15 protein-coding genes, 1 tRNA gene and 1 pseudogene are annotated in these 19,424 nt (G+C 62.0%); 13 read left to right on the top strand and 4 right to left on the bottom strand.

Annotation, left to right across the window (positions count from 1 at the left end):
* A partial coding sequence (locus EOD15_RS09720) for a DEAD/DEAH box helicase family protein (RefSeq protein ID WP_148129517.1) occupies positions 1-2,733 on the top strand: 2,733 nt, incomplete at its 5' end.
* A 139-nt stretch (positions 2,734-2,872) separates the two neighbouring features.
* A tRNA-Val gene (locus EOD15_RS09715) sits at positions 2,873-2,947 on the top strand.
* Between the two features lie 193 nt (positions 2,948-3,140).
* Here the strand turns inward: EOD15_RS09715 and EOD15_RS09710 are convergent.
* The 4 genes from EOD15_RS09710 to EOD15_RS09695 all read right to left on the bottom strand — a co-directional run bounded on the left by EOD15_RS09710 (position 3,141) and on the right by EOD15_RS09695 (position 5,776).
* Positions 3,141-3,536, bottom strand: coding sequence for a hypothetical protein (locus EOD15_RS09710; protein WP_127319182.1), 396 nt, complete (start codon positions 3,534-3,536; stop codon positions 3,141-3,143).
* A 14-nt stretch (positions 3,537-3,550) separates the two neighbouring features.
* The gene (locus tag EOD15_RS09705) at positions 3,551-3,910 is read right to left on the bottom strand and encodes a lysozyme inhibitor LprI family protein (protein WP_127319180.1); all 360 of its coding nucleotides are present in this window, start codon (positions 3,908-3,910) and stop codon (positions 3,551-3,553) included.
* A 316-nt stretch (positions 3,911-4,226) separates the two neighbouring features.
* The gene (locus EOD15_RS36670) at positions 4,227-4,550 is read right to left on the bottom strand and encodes a hypothetical protein (protein ID WP_245463624.1); all 324 of its coding nucleotides are present in this window, start codon (positions 4,548-4,550) and stop codon (positions 4,227-4,229) included.
* A gap of 71 nt (positions 4,551-4,621) precedes the next feature.
* Complete coding sequence (locus EOD15_RS09695) at positions 4,622-5,776, bottom strand: dihydrodipicolinate synthase family protein (protein ID WP_127319178.1); 1,155 nt, start codon at positions 5,774-5,776, stop codon at positions 4,622-4,624.
* Positions 5,777-6,015: 239 nt separating this feature from the next.
* Here EOD15_RS09695 and EOD15_RS09690 point away from each other — a divergent pair, with 239 nt between their 5' ends.
* The 11 genes and pseudogenes from EOD15_RS09690 to EOD15_RS09635 all read left to right on the top strand — a co-directional run bounded on the left by EOD15_RS09690 (position 6,016) and on the right by EOD15_RS09635 (position 19,386).
* Complete coding sequence (locus EOD15_RS09690; RefSeq protein WP_127319176.1) at positions 6,016-7,074, top strand: LacI family DNA-binding transcriptional regulator; 1,059 nt, start codon at positions 6,016-6,018, stop codon at positions 7,072-7,074.
* Positions 7,071-8,672, top strand: a complete 1,602-nt coding sequence (locus EOD15_RS09685; RefSeq protein WP_127319174.1) for an acyl CoA:acetate/3-ketoacid CoA transferase — start codon at positions 7,071-7,073, stop codon at positions 8,670-8,672. Before EOD15_RS09690 ends, EOD15_RS09685 begins: the two co-directional genes overlap by 4 nt.
* Positions 8,665-9,441 (top strand): enoyl-CoA hydratase/isomerase family protein, encoded by a 777-nt coding sequence (locus EOD15_RS09680; protein ID WP_127319172.1) that lies wholly within the window; start codon positions 8,665-8,667, stop codon positions 9,439-9,441. The genes EOD15_RS09685 and EOD15_RS09680 overlap by 8 nt, the downstream gene beginning before the upstream one ends.
* Positions 9,442-9,451: 10 nt before the next feature.
* A pseudogene (locus EOD15_RS09675) lies at positions 9,452-10,963 on the top strand (aldehyde dehydrogenase family protein).
* 57 nt (positions 10,964-11,020) lie between these two features.
* Positions 11,021-12,274: an ABC transporter substrate-binding protein gene (locus EOD15_RS09670; RefSeq protein ID WP_032900903.1), complete on the top strand. Its 1,254-nt coding sequence runs from the start codon at positions 11,021-11,023 to the stop codon at positions 12,272-12,274.
* 104 nt (positions 12,275-12,378) lie between these two features.
* The gene (locus EOD15_RS09665) at positions 12,379-13,335 is read left to right on the top strand and encodes a sugar ABC transporter permease (RefSeq protein ID WP_024502750.1); all 957 of its coding nucleotides are present in this window, start codon (positions 12,379-12,381) and stop codon (positions 13,333-13,335) included.
* The gene (locus EOD15_RS09660) at positions 13,332-14,276 is read left to right on the top strand and encodes a carbohydrate ABC transporter permease (protein ID WP_127319170.1); all 945 of its coding nucleotides are present in this window, start codon (positions 13,332-13,334) and stop codon (positions 14,274-14,276) included. Before EOD15_RS09665 ends, EOD15_RS09660 begins: the two co-directional genes overlap by 4 nt.
* Before the next feature lie 4 nt (positions 14,277-14,280).
* Positions 14,281-15,396 (top strand): ABC transporter ATP-binding protein, encoded by a 1,116-nt coding sequence (locus EOD15_RS09655; RefSeq protein ID WP_127408443.1) that lies wholly within the window; start codon positions 14,281-14,283, stop codon positions 15,394-15,396.
* 88 nt (positions 15,397-15,484) lie between these two features.
* The gene (locus EOD15_RS09645) at positions 15,485-16,987 is read left to right on the top strand and encodes a GMC family oxidoreductase (RefSeq protein ID WP_127319164.1); all 1,503 of its coding nucleotides are present in this window, start codon (positions 15,485-15,487) and stop codon (positions 16,985-16,987) included.
* Positions 16,984-17,745, top strand: coding sequence for a 3-ketoacyl-ACP reductase (locus EOD15_RS09640; RefSeq protein WP_127319162.1), 762 nt, complete (start codon positions 16,984-16,986; stop codon positions 17,743-17,745). The genes EOD15_RS09645 and EOD15_RS09640 overlap by 4 nt, the downstream gene beginning before the upstream one ends.
* 12 nt (positions 17,746-17,757) lie before the next feature.
* A complete protein-coding gene (locus tag EOD15_RS09635) occupies positions 17,758-19,386 on the top strand; it encodes a GMC family oxidoreductase N-terminal domain-containing protein (protein WP_127319160.1) in 1,629 nt (542 codons plus the stop codon).
* Positions 19,387-19,424: the final 38 nt, after the last annotated feature.

Here is a 19,424-nt window from a genome sequence, read left to right as displayed (position 1 = left end):
ACCCGGCAGGTCGCGTTCAACTCGGTGATGAAAAAGGCCGACGGCAAGAACCGCCGTTGCATCATCGACGTGACCCTAAGCCTTAACGGACTTCCCGTGGCGACGGCGGAACTGAAAAACAATCTGGGAAGTAGTCCACAGCGCGCATCTGACGCTGTCCGCCAATATTGCGATACGCGCGACGAGCGGGATTTGCTGTTTGTTTTCAAAAAACGCGCTCTAGTCCATTTCGCCGTGGACCCCGACGAGGTGTGGATGACCACCCGACTCAAGGGCAAGGAGACGGTCTTCCTGCCCTTCAACCGGGGCAATAATCACGGCGCTGGCAATCCGCCTGTGGAAGGCAACTGGAAGACCCATTACCTCTGGGACGAGGTGCTACAGGCCGACAGCCTGATCGACATCCTGCAGCGCTTCATGCATCTGGAGGTGAAGGAGCGGCAGGTCAAGACCGACAAGGGCGTGCGCACTATCCGCAAGGAAACGATGGTGTTCCCACGCTATCACCAACTCGATGCGGTGCGCAAACTTGTTGCTCATGCGCGTAACTTCGGGTCGGGGCGCAACTATCTAGTCCAGCACTCGGCAGGGTCGGGAAAATCCAACTCCATCGCCTGGCTGGCTCACCGGCTGGCCAGCCTACACGACGCCAATAACCAAAAGGTATTTCATTCAGTGGTGGTCGTCACAGACCGTCGGGTACTCGATCAGCAGTTGCAGAACACCATCTATCAGTTCGAGCACAAGACCGGGGTGGTCGAGAAAATAGACGAGGATACACAGCAGCTCGTTCGCGCCCTGTCCCAGGGCACTCCGATTGTCATCACCACGATCCAGAAATTCCCGTTCATCTCGCAGGCACTCTCCACGCTCGAAGGCAAAGGCACTGGCGTGAGGATCGATACGGCGGGCAAGCGGTACGCTGTGATCGTGGACGAGGCGCATTCTTCACAAAGCGGTGAGACGGCTACCGCGCTCAAAGGGATGCTCAACAAGGATGGCATTGAGGCAGCGGTTGCGGCCCAGATGTCGGATGAAGAGGATGACGATCTGTCCGACGACGCGAAGGCGGCAATGCTGCGCGATGCGCTGAAGCGCGCCCGTCAGCCGAACCTCTCGTTCTTCGCCTTTACAGCCACGCCGAAGTTCAAGACGAAAGTTTTGTTTGACGAGCCAGGGTCATCGGGCACGTCGCCGTTCCACGAGTACACGATGCGGCAAGCCATCGAAGAAGGCTTCATCATGGACGTCCTCTTGAACTACACGACCTACAAACGCTTCTTCGGCTTAATCAAGCAGGTGGAGAATGACCCGGAGGTGCCGCGCAAGAAGGCGGCTAAGGCTCTCACTCGCTATCTGGAACTGCACCCCGTTAACATCGAGCAGGTCGTTTCTGTTATCGTGGAGCATTTTCGACTCTCCGTCATGCACGAGCTCGGCGGTCGGGCCAAGGCGATGGTCGTCACCGGCTCCCGGCTTGCTGCCGTCAAATACAAGTTGGCTTTCGACCGCTACATCAAAGTCCACGGATATTCTGGCATACGCTCGCTAGTGGCCTTCTCCGGCAGCGTCGAGGACCCTGAAGACCCCGGCTCTTCCTATACCGAAGTTTCAATGAATGACGGGCTGGCTGAAAGTGAGTTACCCGAAACATTCGAGCGCGACGACTACCGTGTGCTTCTGGTGGCGGAGAAATATCAGACGGGCTTCGATCAGCCGCTTTTGCAGACTATGTATGTGGTAAAGCGCCTCGCCGGGGTGCAAGCGGTGCAAACGCTTTCCCGTCTCAACCGCATGGCTCCGGGCAAGGCCCGAACCTTCGTTCTCGATTTTGCCAACGACGAAGACGACATCTACACTGCGTTTAAGCCCTATTACGAAGCGACGCCCATTGGCGAAAATGCCGATCCGCACCGCCTGTCGGAATTGCAGCACAAACTCTTGGAATGGGCAATCTTCGCCCCCGACGACGTAAATGCCTTCGCAGAGGTGTGGTATCGGGGCAAACGCGACCATTCCGCAAGTGACCATCGGCTGATGAATGCTGTGCTCGATGCAGTTGTAAATCGGTTCAAAGATCAAGAAGAGCATGAGCAGGACGAATTCCGGGGCCAACTCACGGCCTATCGCAATCTCTATGCCTTTCTCTCGCAAATTATCCCATATCAAGACAGCGAACTTGAAAAGCTCTACGCCTTCGTTCGCAACCTCATCGCCAAGCTGCCGCCGCCCGGTGACGGACACGCCTTCGCGCTGGATGACGAGGTAGCGTTGCGTTTCTTCCGGCTTCAGCAGATCACTGAGGGCTCAATCGACCTAAGCCACGGCGAAGCTCCTCCACTCAAGGGGCCGACAGACGTCGGCACAGGCGGATTCGGTGAAGAAGCAGTTATCCTGTCTACGCTGGTATCGAAACTGAACGAGCGCTTTGGGACCAACTTCAATGAGGCCGACCAGTTCTTCTTCGATCAGATACGCGCCAGTGCGGAAGAGGACGACAAGATCGTTGAAGCGGCGAAGGCCAACAACCTTGCGAATTTCTCATCTTATCTGGAACGGACGCTGGATGAACTTTTCATCGACCGCATGGAAGGCAACGAAGAGATTTTTTCGCGCGTTATGACCGACAAGGAATTTCGCTCGGCCGCGCACGAACACCTTGCTCTTGAGATTTTTAGGCGTGTAAGGGAGCAGAGTTCCCCGGAAATTCAAGCAAGGACGAAGGTACCCTGACGTTCAGACTTGGGTCACAATCTGGTCACACTGGCACCCGCCGAAAGAGCCCTTAAAGACCCTTGCGTGTCCGTCGAGATCTGGATATATCTTCGGAAGCAGTTGAATTCATTGGGTCTTTAGGAGCGCGGCTTCGGATGGGCGTGTAGCTCAGCGGGAGAGCACTGCATTGACATTGCAGGGGTCACAGGTTCAATCCCTGTCACGCCCACCATCCAACCAGACAAGCAGATCTTGCATCGGCATTTCCCGGCTGGTTCCCCAGAGGTAGAGAGGTTCGCATAGGTTGACTTATAGCCTGCACCTGGCGCAACGCCGCATGCAGTGCTTGAGCTTGGCGAACGGTTTGTCGATTGGGCTGAGGTCCGGACTATAGGGGCAGGAAGAAGAGCCCTTGCGAAGCCAGCCTACTGGTCATCGTCATCGCCATTGTCTGGATTGTCGACCAAACATCCCGCGCCGTGACACCCTTGGTAATTGCCTTGAGTGTCGAAATTCGGATTGCCATCCTTGTCGTAACTCGGCCTTGGGTCGATGTAGCTGTCGTTCTTTCGACGCGCTTCCTTGCGATCCTTGTCTCTCTGTTCTTGCGCGGCTATGCGATCCAATGAGCGCTGCTCGTCTTCTGAACGTTGTGAAGTCTGTTGCATCATGCAGTCGGCAAACCTGTTGGTTCCTGGCCTATAGCCGTAAGAAGCGCACTGTTGCTGGTCCATTGCGCGTTGATCCTCAGCGCTGACGCAACCAGCAACCGCCAACGGCGCAAGCGCGATCAGCACATATCTCATCTTGAAATTCGGCATTTTGTCACTCCAGATCATTCTGATGGCACCGGGCAAGAGAGGTCACCCTCCTGGCAGTTCAGGTAGGCCCTCAACTGCCTGGTGCGAGCCTTGGTCAGTTCAGCTTGACAAGCAGCGGCAACCATCGGCGCCGCGGAGCCACCATCGTCACCGCTGGATTGAAACGTGCATTCGTCGTTGCGGAACGCAATCCACGCTCTCTGCGCTTTCACCAACCGTGCCTTGCCGTCGGAATCGTCCGTAAGCCGCTTCTGGATTTGCTTGAAGGTTTGGTTCAACGCCTGATCTGCTCTTTTGAAGTCCGAAGCTGGATCAGCCAGAGCCGCAGTGGCGGCGAACGACAGCATGGCGACGCCAGCAAGTAGAAAACGCATGATTGTATCCCCGGAATGAAAACAACCACAAGTAAGCACGCGTGGGGGCAGCCGACAAGCACCGAAAAACCGCATAGTAAGCAAAGGGTTGTCGGGTTCAACAACGCAGGACGGACGAGGCTGGGGCCGTGAGGTGATATGCGGGGAATGGCCGCCACAAGCTGACGTTGAGATTTGCCGTTTCGCCATTGTCGTGGGCGGCGCCGGCGAGTTTCGCAACCCGGTCCTGGCAGACCGGACGCCGGACGCAAACGCCGTCGCGGAAAGCTGTGCGCCCGTCCCGGTGCTGACCGGGACGGGCGCACAGGCAATCAGATCATTGCGGCTCTGGATCAGGCGTATTTCCCGGCCTGTCGCCGCCGCCCTTGCCTTCACGGCAAGGCTCGCCGATGCCGCAGCATTTGCCGTTGTAGGTGACGCCGGGCTTCAGCTTGTCGCATTCCCTGGGAGCGGTTGTCTTGCAGCCGGCCAGCACCGAAACGGCGATGGCGGCCAAAAGGACGTTTCTTGAAACAGTAAACATCAGACGTTCTCCTTGATGGACCATGTTTGGACACATCGCTTGGTCGCGCCTCGGGAGAAATTGGTTCACAAGAAAATTGATGACGGCGGCGAAACCTTCCTCGCGGTCGTTCGACACCGGAGACGCCTGGGCAGGCGCAGCAATCGCGTGGCGACGCGTCCTCTTCGACCGGTCAGCCTTTCCGCGCTTCAGATGCCCGCGACGGTGCAAAGGCTCTTCATTCTGGCCACCGCCAGATCGGGATCAGCGAGCAATCCTGCCTGGTCGGCAAGGCGGAACACGTCGGCATAGTGACGGATGCCGCGCGCCGACTGCATGCCGCCGACCATCGCAAAATGGTCCTGATGGCCGTTCAGCCAGGCCATGAAGACGATGCCGGCCTTGTAGTACTCGGTGGGCGCCTCGAAGATTTTTCGCGATAGCGGCACGGTCGGCGCCATCAAAGCGTCATAGCCGGCGCGATCGCCTTCCGCCAGTTTCGACAGCGCCGCGTTGGCGACCGGCGCAATCGCATCGAAAATACCGAGCAGTGCGTGCGAGTGTCTTTTCTCGTCGCCGGCGATCAGTTCGGGATAATTGAAATCGTCGCCAGTGAACATGACGACGCCGTCCGGCAGACGGTTCCTCAGCGCGACCTCCTTGCCGGCATCGAGCAGTGAGATTTTTATCCCCTCGACCTTGCCAATATGGCGTTCGATGATGGCAACCACTGTATCGAGAGCGGCCTCGAAATTCTCGCTGCCCCAATAGCCCCTGAGCGCCGGATCGAACATGTCGCCCAGCCAGTGCAGGATGACCTTGCCGGATGCCTGGGACAGGATGCGGTCGTAGACGCTGACATAGTCGTCCGGCCCCTTGGCAACTGCCGCCAGTGCCCGGCTGGCCATCATGATCGCCTTGCCGCCCAAGCCTTCGATGAAAGCGAATTGCCGCTCATAGGCGGTGATCACATCGTCCAGCGTCCTGGCGGCGGCGGGCGCCAGATGGTCGGTCCCGGCACCCGAGGCGAGATCGGCGCCATCGACGGTACGCGCCTCGGCGATCGAACGGCGGATCAATTCCTGCGCGTTTGCCCAGTCGAAACCCATGCCGCGTTGCGACGTGTCCATCGCTTCGGCAATGCGGAATCCCAGCCGCCACAGATGGTGACGGAACGCCATCGTCCTGTCCCAGTCGACCACCGGCCTGGACCACGGATCGGTCATGGCAAGCGGATCGGCAACGACGTGCGCGGCGGCATAAGCGATACGCGAAAATTGCGCGCCCACCACCGGCTGCACGGGTTCGCCGACCAGCGTGTAGCGGGTGCTGCCGCCACCCTCACCAGGCAAGGCAATGTCCATCGATCTCTCCCTTCGCAACGCTACTAAATGGAACGTTCCAATAAATCAAGAACCTTCAAGATTCGAACTCCACGGCGGGAAGAATGCTGCATTGCAACACAAAATCCTTATAGAGCAAGCCATTTGAGTACGCACAATCGACATTCGAGGCGCGGGAAAAATCCCGATTGACTCACGAGCGGAGCAGAGATTAGAACGTTCCAATAGTTTGGGCCTGCAGTCGGGGAGGATGCATCTGGATGGCCAACCGGGCCAAGGCGACGATATTCGACATCGCCCGCGAAGCAGGCGTGTCCAAATCGACGGTATCGCTCGTGCTCCAGGGCAGCGGGCTGATCCGGCCCGAAACAGCGAGCAAGGTGCGCAAGGCGATCGAGGATGTCGGTTACGTCTACAACCGCGGCGCCGCCAATCTGCGCAAGGCGCACTCCAATGTCATCGGCATGGTCATCAACGATCTCACCAATCCCTTCTTCGCCGAGCTGGCGGTCGGCATGGAACGCGTCTTCCAGTCGGCCGGCATCGTGCCGTTCATCGCCAACACGGCGGAAAATCCGGTGCGCCAGGAAGAAGTGCTGAAATCGCTGATGGAGCAAGGTGTCGCCGGCCTCATCGTCTCGCCGGCTCGCGGCACGACGCCGGGCGCCTTCAGGCGGATCGAGACGGCGGGGCTGCCGGTTGTCTTCGCCATGCGCCGGCTTCCCGAGAGCCGCATTCCGGTCATCGCGCCCGACAATCATCGCGGCGCCTATCTCGCCACCGCTCATCTGATCGGCAAGGGACATCGCCGGCTGGTCTTCTTCGGCGGCTCGTCCGACCTGGTGGTCTATCACGAGCGGCTTGGCGGATTTCGCGAAGCCTGCGAGACGCAGGGCATCGCCGCCCGCGACGCACTGGTCGTCGAGGGAGAGACCAGCCGCAGAGGGGGTATAGGGTGTCTGGAAACCGCTCTCGCTATGGCTGAACCGCCGACCGCGGCGCTCTGCTTCAACGACGCTGTCGCCTTTGGCGCCATGCTGGCGCTGCGCAAGCGCGGGCTTGAGCCGGGAGTTGATTTCGCCATCGTCGGTTTCGACGATGTAGCCGAGGCCGAGCACTATATGCCGGCGCTGACCAGCGTCGCGGTGGACTCGGCTGGCCTCGGCGAACGCGCCGCCCATGTCATGCTGAAAATGATCCAGTCGCGCACCACGCGGGCCGAGGACCATATCGGCGCGGTCAATCTGGTCGTCAGGGAAAGCTGTGGCCCGGATCGCCGCACCCGAAACAGGACGGCCGGTTCGGGGAGCATGAATTGAGCAAGGTCGTTTCGGCAGCGCAGGCAGCGGGCCTGATCAAGGACGGCATGGTCGTATCCGTGTCGTCGTCGAGCGGTCTCGGCTGTCCGGACGCGGTGCTTGCCGCGATCGGCGAACGCTTCGAGGGGGAAGGCCACCCAAAAAATATCACCACACTTCACCCGATCGCCGCCGGCGACATGTACGGCATCAAAGGCATCGACCATCTGGCCAAGCCCGGCCTGCTGAAGCGTACTTTGTGCGGCTCCTACCCGTCCGGCCCCTCCTCTTCCGAACCGCCGCAGATCTGGAAGATGATCGGCGACAATTCGGTCGCCGCCTACAACGTGCCGTCCGGCATCCTGTTCGACATGCACCGCGAAGCGGCCGCCAAGCGACCGGGCGTGCTGACCAAGGTCGGCCTCGACACCTTCGCCGACCCGCGCCACCAGGGCTGCGCCATGAACGCCGCCGCAAGCGAGCCGATCGTTTCGGTGCAGCAGTTCGACGGCGAGGAATGGCTCTATTTCCGCTCCATCGTGCCGCAGGTCTCGATCATTCGCGCCACGTCGGCCGACGAGCGCGGCAACCTCACCTACGAGCATGAGGGCGCCTATCTCGGTGGCCTCGAACAGGCGCTCGCTGCCCGTAACAATGGCGGCATCGTTATCGCGCAGGTCAAGCGCGTCGTCGAAAACGGTACGCTGAAACCGCATGACGTGCGCGTGCCGGGCGTCCTGGTGGACCATATCGTCGTCGCGCCCGACCAGTTGCAGACGACGCTGACACCCTATGACCCGGCGATCTCCGGAGAAATCTTCCGGCCGCTGTCGAGCTTCCGCACGCCGGGGATGAACGTCCAGAAAGTGATCGCGCGCCGCGTCGCCATGGAGTTGCGCGACGGCATGGCCGTCAACATCGGCTTCGGCATTTCCGCCAATGTCCCGCGCATCCTTCTCGAGGAAGGACAGCATGGCAAGATTACCTGGGTGATCGAACAGGGCGCGGTCGGCGGCGTGCCGCTGCTCGACTTCAAATTCGGCTGTTCGTCGAACGCCGACGCCTTCATGCCCTCGCCGCACCAGTTCATCTATTTCCAGGCGGGCGGCTTCGACGCCTCGCTATTGTCTTTCCTGCAGATCGACCGCCATGGCTCGGTCAATGTCTCGAAGCTTTCGGCGCGCCCGCATGTCACGGCTGGCGCCGGCGGCTTTGTCGACATCACCGCGCGGGCGAAGAAGATCGTGTTTTCCGGCTTCTTCAACGCCGGGGCAAAACTCTCATTGGCCGATGGCGGCATCCGCATCGATCAGGAGGGCAAGGTCAAGAAGGTGGTCAACGAAGTCGAGCACATCTCGTTTTCGGGCAAGCGCGCAGTCGCGCAGGGACAGGACATCACCTATGTCACCGAACGCTGCGTGATGAGGCTGACGCCGGAGGGCCTGGTCGTCACAGAACTCGCACCCGGCATCGATCTGCAGCGCGATGTGCTGGCGCAGTCGGAAATTCCGTTGGGCATTGCCAAGGACCTCAAGACGACACCGGCAGCCCTCTATCAGGAGCAACCGATAGGCCTGTCGCTGAATGGCGGCGCCTCGCTTGGAGGCGCGCATGGCTGAGCACCTCGTCACCTTTGAAACCGACGGCGCCATCGGCGTCGTCACGCTGCGCCGGCCGGAGAAATTCAACGCGCTGGACATTCCGATGCTGCGCGCGTTGGAGACGGCGCTTGACGCGGCCGAGATGGCCGAGGGCGTCCGCGTCGTGCTGCTGCGCGGCGAAGGCAAGGGATTTTGCGCCGGTGGCGATGTTGAAGCCTGGGCGCGGATGAGTGCCGCCGATTTCCAGGTGCAATGGGTACGCTACGGCCACCGCGTCTTCGACCGGCTGGCGCGGCTGCGGCAGCCGACCATCGCCGTTTTGTCGGGCCATGCACTGGGCGGCGGGCTCGAACTGGCTGTGGCTTGCGACTTCCGCGTGGCCGAAACACAGGTAAAATTGGGCTTCCCCGAAACCTCGATCGGTGTCGTGCCCGGCTGGTCAGGCACGCAACGCGCCGTGCGCCGCTTCGGCGCGCAGACGGTGCGCCGCATGGCGCTCGGCGGCGAGATCTTTCTCGCCCCCGAGGCGCTCGCTCTGGGCATCGTCGACCGGGTGGCCCCGACTGGCAAGGCATACGACGAAGCAAAGGCGTGGGCGGAAAAGATCGCCGAGCGCGGCCCGCTGGCGACCGAATCCGCCAAGCTGATGATCGCGGTCGCCGAAGGCGAGGAAAGTGCCGCCGCCACCGAAGCGCTGGCCAGCGGCTTCATCGCCCTGACCGGAGATCTCAAGGCCGGCGTCGATGCCTTCAAGGCCAAGCAGAAGCCGGCCTTTTCGAGATCCTAGAGGAAAACAGATGAACGCCCCACTCAAGATCGCCATGCCGGCCGAGGCGGCTGCGGCACCGAAAGCCTACAGGCTGCTGATCGACGGCAGGCATGTCGATGCCCGCGACGGCCGCACGATTGCTCGAAATAGCCCCGGCCACGGCTTCACCGTCTCGCACTACGCACAGGCCGGCGAGGCCGAAGTGGAAGCCGCTGTGCAGGCCGCCCACAAGGCGTTCGAGACCGGTCCATGGCCGCGCATGAAGGCAGCTGAGCGTGCCGCGATCCTGCTCAAGGCGGCTGACCTGATCGAGGGCCGGCTGGAAGACATCGCCCGGCTCGATGCACTGGAATCCGGCAAGCCGGTCGCCCAGGCGCGCGGCGAGATCGGCGGCGCCCTTGACATCTGGCGCTATGCCGCCTAGCTTGCCCGCACGCTGCATGGTGAATCCTACGCCAATCTCGGCGATGCCATGCTGGGCGTCGTCCTGCGCGAGCCGATCGGCGTCGTCTCGATCATCACCCCATGGAATTTCCCGTTCCTGATCGTCAGCCAGAAACTGCCCTTCGCGCTCGCCGCCGGCTGCACGGCGGTGGTCAAGCCGAGCGAAATGACCTCGGCCTCGACCTTCGTGCTCGGCGATATCCTGATGCAGGCCGGCCTGCCCGCCGGCGTCGTCAATATCCTGGCCGGGCTTGGCGCCGATGTCGGTGCGCCGATGGTCAGCCACCCGCTGGTCGAGATGGTCTCGTTCACCGGCTCCACCCGCGTTGGCAAGATGACGATGGCGTCCGCCGCGCAGTCGCTGAAGAAAGTCTCGATGGAGCTCGGCGGCAAGAACGGCCAGATCGTCTTCCCGGACGCCGACCTCGAAGCGGCCGCCGATGCGGCGGTGTTCGGCGGCTTCTTCAATGCCGGCGAGTGCTGCAATGCCGGGAGCCGGCTGATCGTTCATGAGGCGATCGCCGACGATTTTCTCAGCACCGTCAAGGCGCTTACCGCCAGGGTTACGGTCGGCGATCCGCTCGATGACCAAACCAAGGTCGGCGCGATGATCTCGTCCGACCATCTGAAGAAGGTGGCCGGCTATGTTTCTGCCGCTGAAGGCGACGGCAGCCAGGTTTACAGCGGAGGCAAGCAATTGGCCTCCAATGTCGGCCAATACCTCGATCCCACCATCATCCGCGGCGTTACCGAGGAGATGGCCATAGCGCGCGAGGAAGTGTTCGGTCCGGTGCTCTCGGTGCTGACTTTTGAATCGATTGAAAAGGCGTTGCACATCGCCAACAACACGCCCTATGGTTTGTCGGCGGGCGTGTGGAGCGCCAGCATCGACACTTGCATGTCGGTCGCGCGTGGAGTGCGTTCGGGAACCGTTTGGGTGAACACATTCATGGAAGGTTATCCCGAGCTGCCTTTCGGAGGCTACAAGCAGTCCGGTCTCGGACGCGAACTCGGCAAACGCGCCGTCGAGGACTATACCGAGGAAAAGACAATCCAGTTTCATCGCGGCCTGCGCACCGGGTGGTGGGTCGGCTGAGTTGAGAAGAACCCGGTGGGCTTCACCGGTCGTGTAATGCAACAAGGGAGGTAGTACATGTTGCGCAAACTGCTTATCGGAACCGCTCTCGCATCCGGCCTGGCTTTCGCGGCCCACGCCGAGGACGTCAAGGAAGTGCAGATGCTGCATTGGTGGACGTCGGGCGGCGAAGCGGCTGCTCTCAACGTCCTTAAGGGCGATCTGGCCAAGGAAGGCTATGCCTGGAAGGACGTGCCGGTGGCCGGCGGCGGCGGCGATGCCGCCATGACCGCGCTGAAGGCGATGGTCGCGGCCGGCAATTATCCGACCGCCTCGCAGATGCTCGGCTATACCGTGCTCGACTACGCCGCTGCCGGCGTCATGGGCGACCTGACCGAAACGGCGAAGAAGGAAGGCTGGGACAAGTCCGTTCCGGCAGCCCTGCAGAAGTTTTCGGTCTATGACGGCAAGTGGGTCGCGGCGCCGGTCAACGTTCACTCGGTCAACTGGCTGTGGATCAACAAGGCCGTCCTGGACAAGATCGGCGGCACCGAGCCGAAGACCTTCGACGACTTCGTTGCCCTGCTCGACAAGGCCAAGGCGGCAGGGGTGATCCCGCTCGCTCTCGGCGGCCAGAACTGGCAGGAAGCCACCATGTTCGACTCCGTCGTGCTGTCGACCGGCGGACCTGAGTTCTACAAGAAGGCCTTCAACGACCTCGACGACGCCTCGCTCAAGTCCGACACGATGAAGAAGTCGTTCGACAATTTGGCCAAGCTCGTCACCTATGTCGACCCCAACTTTTCCGGCCGCGACTGGAACCTTGCCACCGCCATGGTCATCAAGGGCGACGCCCTGGTGCAGGTCATGGGTGACTGGGCCAAGGGCGAGTTCAACGCCGCCAAGAAAACGCCGGGCACCGACTTCCTCTGCTATCGCTTCCCGGGCACCGACGGCTCGGTGATCTACAACTCCGACATGTTCGGCATGTTCAACGTTCCGGACGACCGCAAGGCCGCCCAGGTCGCGCTGGCCACCGCCACCCTGTCGAAGAGCTTCCAGTCGGCCTTCAACGTCGTCAAGGGTTCGGTTCCGGCCCGCACCGACGTTCCGGACACCGACTTCGACGCTTGCGGCAAGAAGGGCATCGCCGACCTGAAGGCAGCCAACGAAGGCGGCACGCTGTTCGGCTCGCTGGCCCAGGGCTATGGCGCGCCCCCGGCGGTCGCCAATGCCTATAAGGATGTCGTCTCCAAATTCGTCCATGGTCAGATCAAGACCTCGGACGAGGCCGTGACCGAGCTGGTCAAGGCGATCGACGACGCCAAGTAAGCGCCACGCGCCAAAAACGCCTTCCCCGCTCCGGCGGGGAAGGCCCAGATCCGCGAACTTAGATCCGCGAAGCTGGTTGGCCGCGAGTCGACGGGAGGAGCCCCATGAGCACGGTAGCGACAAGCCAGATCAAGCTGACGCCGGAGCATGCGCGGCCACGCGCCTCGGTGCGCTCACGCCTGCAGGACGCATTGCCGAAGATCGTGCTGGCGCCCAGCTTCGCCATCACCATCGTCTTCGTCTACGGCTTCATCCTGTGGACGATCTATCTGTCCTTCACCAATTCCAAGACCTTTCCATCCTATGTCCTGACCGGCTCGCGCGCCTATCAGCGGCTGTGGGGCTGGACCTTCGACACCGACCCGCCGTCGAGCTGGTACACGTCGATCACCAATATGGGTATTTTCGGTTTCCTCTACATCGCCATCTGCCTGGCGCTCGGCCTGTTCCTGGCCATCCTGCTCGACCAGAAGATCCGCGGCGAAGGCGTGCTGAGGCCGATCTATCTCTACCCGATGGCGCTGTCCTTCATCGTCACCGGCGTCGCCTGGAAATGGTTCCTCGATCCCGGCCTCGGCCTCGAGCAGACCTTGCATCAATGGGGCTGGACGAGCTTCCATTTCGACTGGATCAAGAACAAGGATTTCGTCATCTACACGGTGGTCATTGCCGGCGTCTGGCAGGCCTCCGGCTTCATCATGGCGATGTTCCTGGCCGGCCTGCGCGGCATCGACGGCGAGATCATGAAGGCGGCGCAGATCGACGGCGCCACCACCTTCCAGCTCTACCGCCGCATCGTCATCCCGCTGCTGCGGCCGATCTTCCTGTCGGCTTTCATCGTGCTCGCGCATCTCGCCATCAAGTCCTACGATCTGGTCGTAGCCCTGACCAGCGGCGGCCCCGGCGGCTCGGCCTGGCTGCCCTCCAACTTCATGTATGAGTACACGTTCAAGCGCAACGAAATGGCCGTCGGCTCGGCCAGTGCGGTGATCATGCTGATGACCATCGTCGCAATCATCGTGCCCTATCTCTATTCGGAACTGCGGGAGAAGCCGCGATGAGCGCCGTCACCATTCCCGCCCGCCAGGCCTCCGGCGGCGTCAACGTCAAGGTTATCAATCGCATCGTCATCTACGGGCTGCTGGCGCTGTTTGCGCTGTTCTACCTGATGCCGCTGTTCGTCATGCTGGTGACCTCGTTCAAGACCATGGACGAGATCCAGAACGGCAACATGCTGGCGCTGCCCAGGGCGCCGACCTTCGACCCCTGGCTGAAGGCCTGGGGCGAGACCTGCGTCGGCCTCACCTGCGCCGGCATCAAGGGCTATTTCTGGAACTCCATCAAGATGGTGGTCCCGGCCGTGCTGATCTCGACGATGCTCGGAGCGCTGAATGGCTACGTGCTGACCAAATGGCGTTTCCGCGGCGCAACGCTGGTGTTCGGGCTGATGCTGTTCGCCTGCTTCATCCCGTTCCAGTCGGTGCTGCTGCCGATGGCGACCATCCTCGGCAGCCTCGGCCGCTTCGGCGTCACGCTGCAGAATGCAACGGGAACCAGCTTTGGCCTTGGCAATCCGACCGTCAATCTGGTTTTCGTCCACGTCGTCTACGGCATCGGCTTCACCACGCTGTTCTTCCGCAACTACTACGAGGCGTTCCCCACCGAACTGGTCAAGGCGGCACAGGTCGACGGCGCATCCTTCTTCCAGATCTTCCGCCGCATCATGCTGCCGAACTCGATGCCGATCTTCGTCGTCACCGTCATCTATCAGTTCACCAACATCTGGAACGACTTCCTGTTCGCCTCGGCTTACGCCGGCACTGGCGACGCGATGCCTATGACGGTGGCGCTCAACAACGTCGTCAACACGTCGACCGGCGTCGTCGAATACAACGTCAACATGGCCGCCGCGATGATCGCGGCACTGCCCACCCTTCTCGTCTATGTGCTCGCCGGCCGCTATTTCGTGCGCGGTCTGATGGCGGGCGCCGTCAAAGGATAATCCGATGGCTTTTCTGGAAATTGATGGTTTGAGGAAGCGCTTCGGCCAGGTCGAGATCCTGAAGGGGATCGATGTCGAGCTCGAGAAAGGCGGCTTCCTGGTGCTGGTCGGCCCTTCCGGCTGCGGCAAGTCGACCTTGCTCAACACCATCGCCGGCCTGGAGACGATCACCTCGGGCGAAATCCGGGTCGACGGCCGCACCATCAACGATCTGCATCCTTCCAAGCGCGACATCGCCATGGTTTTCCAGAGCTACGCGCTCTACCCCAACATGACGGTGGCCGGAAACATCTCCTTCGGCATGGAGATGCGCGGCGTGCCGGCGGCGGAGCGCCAGAAGGCCATCGACAAGGTGGCCAAGGTGCTGCAGATCGGCCACCTCTTGCAGCGCAAGCCGAGCCAGCTTTCCGGCGGCCAGCGCCAGCGCGTCGCCATGGGCCGGGAGCTGGTGCGCGACCCAAAACTGTTCCTGTTCGACGAGCCCTTGTCCAACCTCGACGCCAAGCTGCGTGTCGACATGCGCATCGAAATCAAGCGCCTGCATGCCACCACCGGCACCACCATCGTCTACGTCACACACGACCAGATCGAGGCGATGACGCTGGCCACCAAGATCGCGGTCATGCGCGATGGCGAGGTGCAGCAGTTCGGTACGCCGGCCGAAATTTACAACAACCCGAGCAATCTCTTCGTCGCCGATTTCATGGGCTCGCCGGCGATGAACCTGATCCCGGCGACGATCGGCACGTCAGGCAACGCGCTGTCCGTCGTGCTGCAGCGCGAAACACGAGAGCCGATCTCGCTGCCGATGGCCAATGCACCGGCCGGCCTGTCGGCATTCCAGGGCAAGCCGATCATCTTTGGTGTCCGCCCCGAAGCCCTGACCGATCCGGAAGGTGCCGAGCGCAACGCTTCGCACATCGCCACCGCCGACTGTCACATCGAGGTCGTCGAACCGGCCGGCTCGGACACTTTCGCCGTCACCAATCTCGGCGGCAAGGGCGTGGTGGCGCGGCTGCGCGCCGACGCCAACATCCAGCCGGGCACCAACACGCCGCTTGCCTTCAACCTGACCAAGGCGGTGTTCTTCGACCCGGCGACCGAGACCCGTATTCGCTAATGTATGTCGCCCAAAATTGGATCCGGTTTTGGGGCAACGACATGCATCAAAACAAAAAACTAAAGCGCGTCGGGACGCGATTTAGGCCATGACAAATCCGGACATCGTCATCATCGGCTCCGGCATCGGCGGCGCTACGATCGCTTCCGGCCTTGCCGGCAGCGGCGCCTCGATCCTGATGCTGGAGCGCGGCGAGCCGTTGCCGGCGACGCCGCACGCGCGCGACACGCGCTCGATCTTCGTCGACGGCCATTACAGGCCGAAGGAGATGTGGCGTGAGGCCGGCGGCGCCGCCTTCAACCCCGGCAATTATTACTATGTCGGCGGCAATTCGAAGTTCTACGGCGCGGTGCTGATCCGCTACCGCAAGGAGGACTTTGCGGCCATGGAGCATTTCGGCGGAGTCTCTCCGGCATGGCCGTTCACCTATGACGAATTCGAGCCCTGGTATTCGAAAGCCGAACAGCTGTTTCGCGTGCGCGGTGCACTGGGCGAGGATCCGACCGAGCCGTTCCATTCGGTCCCCTACGCCTACAAGCCGGTGCCCGACGAGGCACCGATCGCCCGCGCCCGCGCCGAGCTGAAAAGCCTCGGCCTGCATCCGGCCTCGCTGCCGCTCGGTGTCGACATCGACACCTGGCTGAAAGACGGCAAGACCGGCTGGGATGCTTTCCCGAACACCGGCCAAGGCAAGGTCGACGCACAAACGGGACCGCTGACGGCGGCCCTCACCGACCAGAACATCAAGCTCGAAACCGGCGCCCACGTCGAATATCTCGAAGCCTCGGCGGACGGCACGACGATATCAGCCATTCACTACCGGCAGAATGGCGAGCTGAAGAAAGTATCGCCGAAGCTGGTCATCCTCTCGGCCGGCGCGGTCAACTCCGCCGTCATCCTGCTGCGCTCGCCCACATCGGATGGCAAAGGCCTAGCCAACCGCTCCGACCAGGTCGGCCGCAATTTCATGAACCACAATTCCAGCGCCATGCTGGCGATCGACCCGCGCCGTCGCAACGATGCCGTCTACCAGAAGACCTTGATGCTGAACGACTATTACCTGTCCGACGGCAAGGGCGGCAAGCCGCTCGGCAATGTCCAGCTTCTGGGAAAGATCGACGGCAACATGCTGCGGGCCAATGTCAAATACACGCCGGGATTCGCGCTCGATTTCATGGCCGGCCACGCCGTCGACTGGTACCTGATGTGCGAGGATCTGCCCGATCCGGAAAGCCGCATCATGGTCGACGGCAAGGACATCGTCATGCAATGGCGGCGCTCCAACATGCGGTCGCTCGACGGGCTGACCAAGGTGATGCGCGAGAACTTCCGCGCCTGCGGTTATCCCCTAGTGCTATCGCGCCCCTTCGACAAACGCACGCCGTCGCACCAATGCGGCACGGTCAAGATGGGCGACGATCCGGCGACCGCGGCGCTCGACCCTTACTGCCGCTCCTTCGACCACCGGAACCTGTTCGTCGTCGACGGTGGCTTCCTGCCGAACTCGGCCGCGGTCAATCCGGCGCTATCGATTGCAGCCCAGGCGCTTCGTGTCGCCGATCATATTCGCAAGGTGGAGCTTACGGCATGACCCGCCCTGCGGCCATCGTCACAGGCGGCGCGCGGGGCATTGGCCTTGCCTGTGCCCAGGCGCTGGCGGATGGCGGCTACGATATTCTGGTCGCCGACCTTGCCGAAACAGCCGCTGACGGACTTGCCGCCGACATCACCAAGCGTGGCGCGAAATTTGCCAACATCCAGTGCGACATCGCCGATCTCGCCAGCCACACCGCACTTGTCGATGCCGCGATGCGCACCTTCGGCCGCATCGACTGCCTGGTCAACAATGCCGGCGTCGGCGCCGTGGTGCGCGGTGACCTCTTGGACCTCGAGCCGGAGAATTTCGACCGCACGCTCGGCATCAATCTGCGCGGCACCGTGTTCCTCAGCCAGGCCGTCGCCAAGGCGATGCTGGCTGCGCCAGGCGATCACCAGAGGTCGATCATCACCATCACCTCGGTCAGCGCCGAAATGGCATCGCCGGAGCGGCCGGACTACTGCATCTCGAAAGCCGGCCTTTCAATGTGGGTGAAGAACCTGGCACTGCGGCTTGCGCCCGAAAATATCGGCGTGTTCGAGGTCCGGCCAGGCATCATCCGCACCGATATGACATCAGGCGTGACCGCCAAATATGACGCCCTCATCGACGGCGGTCTGGTGCCAGCCAAACGCTGGGGCGAGGCTTCCGACATCGGCGCGGTGGTGGCGACGCTCGCCGACGGCAAGCTCGGCTTTTCGACCGGCTCGATCATCAATGTCGACGGCGCGCTCTCCGTGCCGCGGCTGTAAGTGGACAGTGTCATGACCGACTACATCATCGTGGGCGCCGGTCCGGCCGGCTGCGTTCTGGCCAACCGGCTGAGCGAGAATCCGGCAAATTCGGTCCTGCTGCTGGAAGCCGGCGGTAAGGACTGGCATCCCTACATCCACATGCCGGCAGGCTTCGCCAAGATGACCAAAGGCATCGCCTCCTGGGGCTGGTCGACCGTGCCGCAGAAGCACATGAAGGATCGCGTCTTCTGGTACACGCAGGCCAAGGTTGTCGGCGGCGGCTCGTCCATCAACGCCCAGATCTATACACGCGGCAACGCCCGCGATTACGACGCCTGGGAGAAGGAAGAGGGCCTCGCCGGCTGGGGCTATCGCAATGTGTTGCCCTATTTCAAACGCGCTGAGAACAACCAGCGCTACGCCAACGATTTTCACGGCGACCAGGGGCCGCTCGGCGTGTCCAACCCGATCGCGCCGCTGCCTATCTGCGAGGCCTACTTCCGTGCCGGCCAGGAGATGGGCATCCCCTTCAACCCGGACTTCAACGGCGCTGCCCAAGAAGGCGTCGGCTACTACCAGCTGACACAGAAGGATGCCCGGCGCTCGTCCGCTTCAGTCGCCTATTTGAAGCCTATCCGCGCCCGCAAGAACCTGACCGTCCGAGCCGACGTGCTGGTGACGCGCATCGTCGTCGAGAAGGGCCGCGCCATAGGCGTCGAAGTGGTCGACAGACCAGGCGGCGAGAAGAAAGTCCTGCGCGCCGAACGCGAGGTGATCGTCTCGTCCGGCGCCATCGGCTCGCCGAAACTCCTGATGCAGTCGGGCATCGGCCCCGCGGACCATCTGAAGTCGGTCGGCGTCACGCCGGTGCATGACCTGCCCGGCGTCGGCTCCAACATGCAGGACCATCTCGATCTGTTCGTGATCGCCGAATGCACCGGCGATCACACCTATGACAACTACGCCAAGCTGCACCGCACGGCCTGGGCCGGCCTGCAATATCTGCTGCTGAAGAAGGGGCCGGTGGCCTCCAGCCTGTTCGAGACCGGCGGCTTCTGGTACGCCGACCCAACCGCCGCCTCGCCCGACATCCAGTTCCATCTCGGCTTGGGTTCCGGCATCGAAGCCGGCGTCGAGAAGCTGAAAAACCCAGGCGTCACCTTGAACTCGGCTTTCCTGCGGCCGCGTTCGCGCGGCACGGTGCGGCTGAAGAGCGCCGACCCGGCCGACCACCCGCTGATTGATCCGAACTACTGGTCCGATCCCTATGACCGCGCCATGTCGATCAAGGGGCTGCGGCTGGCCCGCGAGATCATGCGGCAGAAGGCGCTTGCCCCTTACGTGCTGCGCGAGGTGCTGCCCGGCCCGTCACTCGCCAGCGACGACGAGCTGTTCGACTATGCCTGCCGCAGTTCCAAGACCGACCACCATCCGGTCGGCACCTGCCGCATGGGCCATGACGATATGGCTGTCGTGACGCCGGATCTGCGGCTGCGCGGCATCGAGGGCCTGCGCGTCTGCGACGCCTCGGTGATGCCGCGCGTGCCTTCATCCAACACCAATGCACCGACCATCATGGTCGGTGAAAAGGGCGCCGACCTGGTCCTTGGCCGCGAGCCGCTGCCGCCGGCGGTGTTTTCCGGAAACCGGGCTGCTTAGCCACTGAGGGGTAAGACATGATCAGGCACTGTGTTTTT

It is taken from the genome of Mesorhizobium sp. M7A.T.Ca.US.000.02.2.1 (assembly GCF_003996995.1).
Classification (GTDB): Bacteria; Pseudomonadota; Alphaproteobacteria; order Rhizobiales; family Rhizobiaceae; genus Mesorhizobium.
The sequence above is the reverse complement of the archived record's forward strand: the minus strand, read 5'-3'. Positions and strand labels throughout refer to the sequence as shown.

Excerpts from the sequence above, each read along its gene's own strand:
- EOD15_RS09710 (WP_127319182.1), bottom strand. The coding sequence starts at position 3,536 with ATGCCGAATTTCAAGATGAGATATGTGCTGATCGCGCTTGCGCCGTTG.
- EOD15_RS09705 (WP_127319180.1), bottom strand. The coding sequence starts at position 3,910 with ATGCGTTTTCTACTTGCTGGCGTCGCCATGCTGTCGTTCGCCGCCACT.
- EOD15_RS09695 (WP_127319178.1), bottom strand. The coding sequence starts at position 5,776 with ATGGACATTGCCTTGCCTGGTGAGGGTGGCGGCAGCACCCGCTACACG.
- EOD15_RS09690 (WP_127319176.1), top strand. The coding sequence starts at position 6,016 with ATGGCCAACCGGGCCAAGGCGACGATATTCGACATCGCCCGCGAAGCA.
- EOD15_RS09680 (WP_127319172.1), top strand. The coding sequence starts at position 8,665 with ATGGCTGAGCACCTCGTCACCTTTGAAACCGACGGCGCCATCGGCGTC.
- EOD15_RS09670 (WP_032900903.1), top strand. The coding sequence starts at position 11,021 with ATGTTGCGCAAACTGCTTATCGGAACCGCTCTCGCATCCGGCCTGGCT.
- EOD15_RS09665 (WP_024502750.1), top strand. The coding sequence starts at position 12,379 with ATGAGCACGGTAGCGACAAGCCAGATCAAGCTGACGCCGGAGCATGCG.
- EOD15_RS09660 (WP_127319170.1), top strand. The coding sequence starts at position 13,332 with ATGAGCGCCGTCACCATTCCCGCCCGCCAGGCCTCCGGCGGCGTCAAC.
- EOD15_RS09655 (WP_127408443.1), top strand. The coding sequence starts at position 14,281 with ATGGCTTTTCTGGAAATTGATGGTTTGAGGAAGCGCTTCGGCCAGGTC.
- EOD15_RS09645 (WP_127319164.1), top strand. The coding sequence starts at position 15,485 with ATGACAAATCCGGACATCGTCATCATCGGCTCCGGCATCGGCGGCGCT.
- EOD15_RS09640 (WP_127319162.1), top strand. The coding sequence starts at position 16,984 with ATGACCCGCCCTGCGGCCATCGTCACAGGCGGCGCGCGGGGCATTGGC.
- EOD15_RS09635 (WP_127319160.1), top strand. The coding sequence starts at position 17,758 with ATGACCGACTACATCATCGTGGGCGCCGGTCCGGCCGGCTGCGTTCTG.